This is a genomic window from Moorena sp. SIO4A5, from assembly GCF_010672005.1.
Classification (GTDB): Bacteria; Cyanobacteriota; Cyanobacteriia; order Cyanobacteriales; family Coleofasciculaceae; genus Moorena.
In genome coordinates this window covers 1-4604 of sequence record NZ_JAAHHZ010000380.1, presented here as the reverse complement: position 1 = coordinate 4604, position 4604 = coordinate 1, and the positions used below count along the sequence as shown (strand labels likewise).

The 4604-nt window shown below is 43.3% G+C and carries 6 protein-coding genes and 1 pseudogene; 4 read left to right on the top strand and 3 right to left on the bottom strand.

Annotated features, from left to right (window positions below):
- A pseudogene (locus F6K57_RS37430) lies at positions 1 to 227 on the bottom strand (alpha/beta hydrolase); the annotation flags it as partial.
- A gap of 256 nt (positions 228 to 483) precedes the next feature.
- On the opposite strand from F6K57_RS37430, the gene F6K57_RS37425 reads away from it, so the two are divergent.
- The 3 genes from F6K57_RS37425 to F6K57_RS37415 all read left to right on the top strand — a co-directional run bounded on the left by F6K57_RS37425 (position 484) and on the right by F6K57_RS37415 (position 1889).
- Complete coding sequence (locus F6K57_RS37425) at positions 484 to 831, top strand: hypothetical protein (RefSeq protein WP_293073408.1); 348 nt, start codon at positions 484 to 486, stop codon at positions 829 to 831.
- Between the two features lie 27 nt (positions 832 to 858).
- Positions 859 to 1476 carry a hypothetical protein gene (locus F6K57_RS37420; RefSeq protein ID WP_293023696.1) on the top strand — a complete coding sequence of 206 codons (618 nt, stop codon included), beginning with the start codon at positions 859 to 861 and terminating at the stop codon, positions 1474 to 1476.
- Positions 1477 to 1598: 122 nt separating this feature from the next.
- Positions 1599 to 1889, top strand: coding sequence for a cupin domain-containing protein (locus F6K57_RS37415; protein WP_293073405.1), 291 nt, complete (start codon positions 1599 to 1601; stop codon positions 1887 to 1889).
- A gap of 111 nt (positions 1890 to 2000) precedes the next feature.
- Here F6K57_RS37415 and F6K57_RS37410 read toward each other — a convergent pair whose 3' ends face one another.
- Complete coding sequence (locus F6K57_RS37410) at positions 2001 to 2429, bottom strand: hypothetical protein (protein ID WP_293073414.1); 429 nt, start codon at positions 2427 to 2429, stop codon at positions 2001 to 2003.
- A 268-nt stretch (positions 2430 to 2697) separates the two neighbouring features.
- Between F6K57_RS37410 and F6K57_RS37405 the strand changes: the two genes are divergently transcribed.
- On the top strand, positions 2698 to 3564 hold the full coding sequence (locus F6K57_RS37405; protein ID WP_364305736.1) for an inositol monophosphatase family protein: 867 nt from the start codon (positions 2698 to 2700) through the stop codon (positions 3562 to 3564).
- Positions 3565 to 3700: 136 nt separating this feature from the next.
- Here the strand turns inward: F6K57_RS37405 and F6K57_RS37400 are convergent, their stop codons facing one another.
- On the bottom strand, positions 3701 to 4603 hold the full coding sequence (locus F6K57_RS37400; RefSeq protein WP_293073402.1) for a ChaN family lipoprotein: 903 nt from the start codon (positions 4601 to 4603) through the stop codon (positions 3701 to 3703).
- Between the last annotated feature and the right edge of the window lies 1 nt (position 4604).

The following is a 4604-nucleotide window of genomic DNA, read 5'->3' as shown; positions in this document are numbered from 1 at the left end:
TCCTGAGCCAGCAGTGGTAGCAAGCGGCGTAATTCTAGCAGGGAACTATCGAAGCCATGGAGTAACAGAATCGGCGTGCCACCCTTACCCTGATTAACGTAAGTTGTGGCAATGGCCTGTGGGCTCAGGGGAGTTGAGATAGCTTGACGCTGGATACTTTGAGCAAGAACAATTGAGCTAGACTCAACTAGCTGCTGGGTATTGGAGGGCAGAAAATCAGGAAACATCAGTTGAATTGCTGTAATCAGAGGACAATCCTGATTTTCCCCCTCACAAGCGCAATTATGTTAGTCAGTGCTTACCCGAGCGGGGTTTAATTCAATAGCCTACCCTGATTCATAGGAACTAACAGACCTATGGATTGATGCAAGGGTAACGGTTGCAGTAAACCCTGCCTACAAAGCGCCAAAATTGTGATTTTGCTGATTTTACAAATGATTTAGAATTGCTATAACGTTTTTAGGACTCATGAGGTACACATAATTGTTTGACTATTGGCTCTTGCCTCTTCTCTTTTATCTGCTCCCTGCTCCCTGCTCCCTGCTCCCTACTCCCTGCTCCCTAAAACCTAAATATTTGTACCTCACAAGTCCTAGAATTGCTATAGATCTCATTACTAAGAGAAACGCTATAATTTTTTTTGACTGTGTTAAGAAACTGAAAGTTACTCAAACCGTTGCTGTTCCTTATTCCGAGATCCGAAGCTCTCAAGTCTTAACAGTTAAATTTAATTCTTTACGACTCCTTAGCTATAGAAAAAGAACATTTTCAACCAGACTCTCCCAAGTCCTGATTGGCTCTGATCAGGATTTCTGGGAAAACTTACGATAAGATTCAAATGGATATCAGAGGATAACTGTGTCTCAAGACCTATTGCAAAACCGAGACTACACCATAATTCTGGCAAGAAATGCCTCTAAAACCTTTGGAACCCTGCCTGGACTAGACAAGCAGTGGTTGCTAGCTCAGGAGTCTATTATCGCCTTGGCAAAGAAATGTGAGGAACTCGATCCAGACGGACTCACTATTTACATTGCATCTACTCCCTATCAAAAATATGACAACACCACTAGTCAGGCATTAGTTGACCTCTTTGAGCAGCCCTATGGTTCAGACAGCATCAATCTGGTTGAGCCGCTCAAAGTTGCAGTTGATGATCACTTTAGCCGTAAATCCCGCCAGCAGACAAAAGCAAACGGTGACATTATTATCGTCATCCTCGATAGTGAACCAAAGCCACGGATGGCTCTAGTCAAATTGCTAGTGGCAGCAACTAAGAAGATGGATTCTCAGGAAGAACTGGGTGTGATGTTTGCCCAAGTGGGGGACGATCCCATTACTCGTGGTTTTCTAACGGCTTTAGATGATGATTTACATGCTGCGGGCGCTAAGTTAGACATTGCGGACACTAAGCTTTTGTCAACGATGGAGGAAAGTAAAATTACCAAGTTTTTGCTCGATGCCCTATATGATTAGGATGTAAGCATTCAGCGGTCAGCTCTCAGCCGTCAGCTATCAGCTATCAGGTTATGGGTATTAGCTGATTGGTTTGATGAAAATGAAAGCTTACCACTGAAAACGGTTAAAATCTCAAAAGTATGTCTAAACCGACCAATATCAATAAGATTCTGATTGAACGTCCTAGCGAAGAGCATCTTGATAACTTAGGTGTCTCAAATTGGCCAATTTGGACAAAGGAAGTCTCGGAATTTCCCTGGACTTATGATGATCCAGAAACTTGTTACTTGCTAGAGGGTGAAGTAGTTGTCACCCCAGATGGCGGTGAACCAGTTCAAATTGCCAAAGGAGATTTTGTAACTTTCCCAGCTGGAATGTCTTGCACCTGGAAGATTCTTTCTAATGTTAGAAAACACTATCAATTTGGCTAGAAGTTTGAGGGACTTTTGTCCAGGATTTTAGGGAGTAGGGAGTAGGGAGTAGGGAGTAGGGGGAATAAAAACGAAGTAATTAACCGGAATTGAGCTCCCTACTGTATATCCCTACTTTATTGTTTCACCCATCTTATTCTCTAATTCTTCTAATAATTGATCGACATCCTTACCAACTTGCTCAAAGCAATCGGGTGGTGAAAGTTCAGGTTCAAATTGAATCAGTTTCAACTGTCCATTACCAATGCCAATAATTATAACTTCCTGCTCAGGTTTATGAGCATCCACCACTCCCAAAATTTCCTGAATTTGGTTATTAACCTGACGATTTAGGGTTTCTATTGCTGCCCTAGGACAGTAAACAAAATGTGGCTTCGGTTTCATGTCAAGTCCGAGGGTCTCATCACTTTCTCCTTTTTCCAGAAAGAGCCCCCAAGCTAGTGCAGCTAATTCTTTTTGATTGGCTTTAACAAACTGATCTAACTGATGTTGCCACTTGTGTATTGCTAAGTCTTGCCGATTACTACCGAATAAGTTCATATCGTATTTATCAATCTGGATTTTAGGGAGTAGGGAGTAGGGAGTAGGGAGTAGGGAGTAGGGAAGGTTGGCAAGTTGAAGGGTTGCCAAGTTCCGTAGCGTGGCCTATTGGCCAAGGTTCAACGGAAACTAACCTTTAAGCAATAGTACATAGTTAATATATTCGGCAACTTTGACCTGCTCTGTGGGGATTGTCTAGAGTTAAACAAACCACAAACTAACTCAACAAACTAAGGTAGATGGGTGGTTTTTACCGGAGAACGACACCATGATATCATGTCCGGTACCGCGCACCACCGGACATGATATGAATGATTTTTGGACAGATATTCTCAACTTTGCCAAGGACACCACAAACCGTGTCGGGAATCGGCACCTTAAGGACTTTGGTCAGGTACAAGGGTCCGAAAAAGCCGATGGTACGTTAGTGACCCAGGCGGACAGGTGGGCAGATCAAGAAATTAGAGATGCGATCGCATTTCATTTCCCTAGCCACGGCGTACTGAGCGAAGAAGCATCCCACCAATTTCCTGAGTCTGAATGGTGCTGGATTATTGACCCTCTTGATGGCACCACCAACTTTACTAGAGGAATTCCCCTGTGGGGGGTTTCCTTAGGCTTGTTGTATCAGGGAACTCCAGTGTTTGGTTATATTCATTTTGCTCCTGTCCAGCAATCTTTTCATGGTTTTTGGCTGGGGAAATCAGACCTCAAAGGTGTAGAAAACGGTGCTTTTCTGAATGGACGTGCCATCCACAGCAGCCAGGATTCCCCTAGCCAAAACCACTTTTTCAACCTGTGCGCCCGTAGTACCTCAGTAATGAAGCAACCCTTCCCCTGCAAAATTCGGATGCTAGGGGTTGCCAGTTACAACTTTCTCGCCACTGCCAACGGTGTCACCTTAGGAGGAGTGGAAGCCACCCCCAAGATTTGGGATTTTGCTGGAGCTTGGGTGATTATTCACGCAGCTGGGGCAGTTTGGGTACCCCTAGATTCTCAGCCAATTTTCCCCTTGGAAGTAGGCCAAGATTACGGTCAGCGGTCCTTTCCGACTCTAGTTGCAGCACGTCCGGAATTAGTGAGTGTATTTAAGCCTTTGGTAGAGTTTCTTGGGGATAAGGCAAGTTTAATGTAGAATTAAGAATGTAGAATTAAGAATGGAAAATGTAGAATTAAAAATGTAGAATTATAACTTCTAACTTTTAACTTCTAACTTTTAACTTCTAACTTCTAACTTCTAACTTCTAACTTCTAACTTCTAACTTCTAACTTCAAAACGGATGTTCCCATAAATAATCTGCGATCGCATTTTCTCCTGCCAGTTTCTCTTTCTGAGCACCCAACAAAACGGAAATTTGTTCTAACTGATTATTGAATCGTCGAGCAACCCGACTGGGTATACCGTAGTCATAGATAATATGACCTTGCCCAGCAATCACTACTACTTGATAATCTGGGTTAGCTTGGGCAAACAAAGCAATCTTCTCTGCCATGGTTTCATCCCATAACACTTGGGCTGTGAAAAAATTGTCGAAGTTGCGACTATTGCTATGACCGGCGTGGTGATGTTGTTGGTAGAATCCCTGAATCAGGTTGCGGTAATCAGCGTTATCTGTGCGAATTTCTGATAATGGGGGAATATGTTCCTGCTCAGCAGAGGTTAAACTCTCTAAACCGCTACGGGCTACTTTACGAGTGACCTCAGTAGGTGTATTTAAGGCTAACACAGGGAGTTGATTAGTTTTAGCAAAGCGTACTAGGGGAGCATAATATTCCCAAGGAAAGCCCCAGCGTTGTTCATACTCACTTTGCTTAACCAACTCAGCTTCTGTGATTGCCCCGGCTAGGTATTGATCTAGGATATCTTGAGCTGGGCGCTGGAACATTTCCATTGCGATCGCAATTTTGGAATTTTCACGGGTTAGTGCTTTAATAATCGCTAACTGCGCCTCATGATCTTTTTGGCTGCTGTGAGTTTCTCCTAAATAGATAACCCGGGCTTTTTTCCATTCCGGTAATACCTCTGGTAGGGATAGTAGATTAACCGTTTCTATCTGTTGTTGCTGGCTAGTGGCAGTTGAACTATTATGTTGAGTATGTTGAGCAAAAACTGGGGTAGTACAGAAAAAGAAAAGTCCCAGGGAATAAACAACGACTTTGGTAATTGTACCCATA

Excerpts from the sequence above, each read along its gene's own strand:
- F6K57_RS37410 (WP_293073414.1), bottom strand. The coding sequence starts at position 2,429 with ATGAACTTATTCGGTAGTAATCGGCAAGACTTAGCAATACACAAGTGG.
- F6K57_RS37415 (WP_293073405.1), top strand. The coding sequence starts at position 1,599 with ATGTCTAAACCGACCAATATCAATAAGATTCTGATTGAACGTCCTAGC.
- F6K57_RS37400 (WP_293073402.1), bottom strand. The coding sequence starts at position 4,603 with ATGGGTACAATTACCAAAGTCGTTGTTTATTCCCTGGGACTTTTCTTT.
- F6K57_RS37405 (WP_364305736.1), top strand. The coding sequence starts at position 2,698 with ATGATATCATGTCCGGTACCGCGCACCACCGGACATGATATGAATGAT.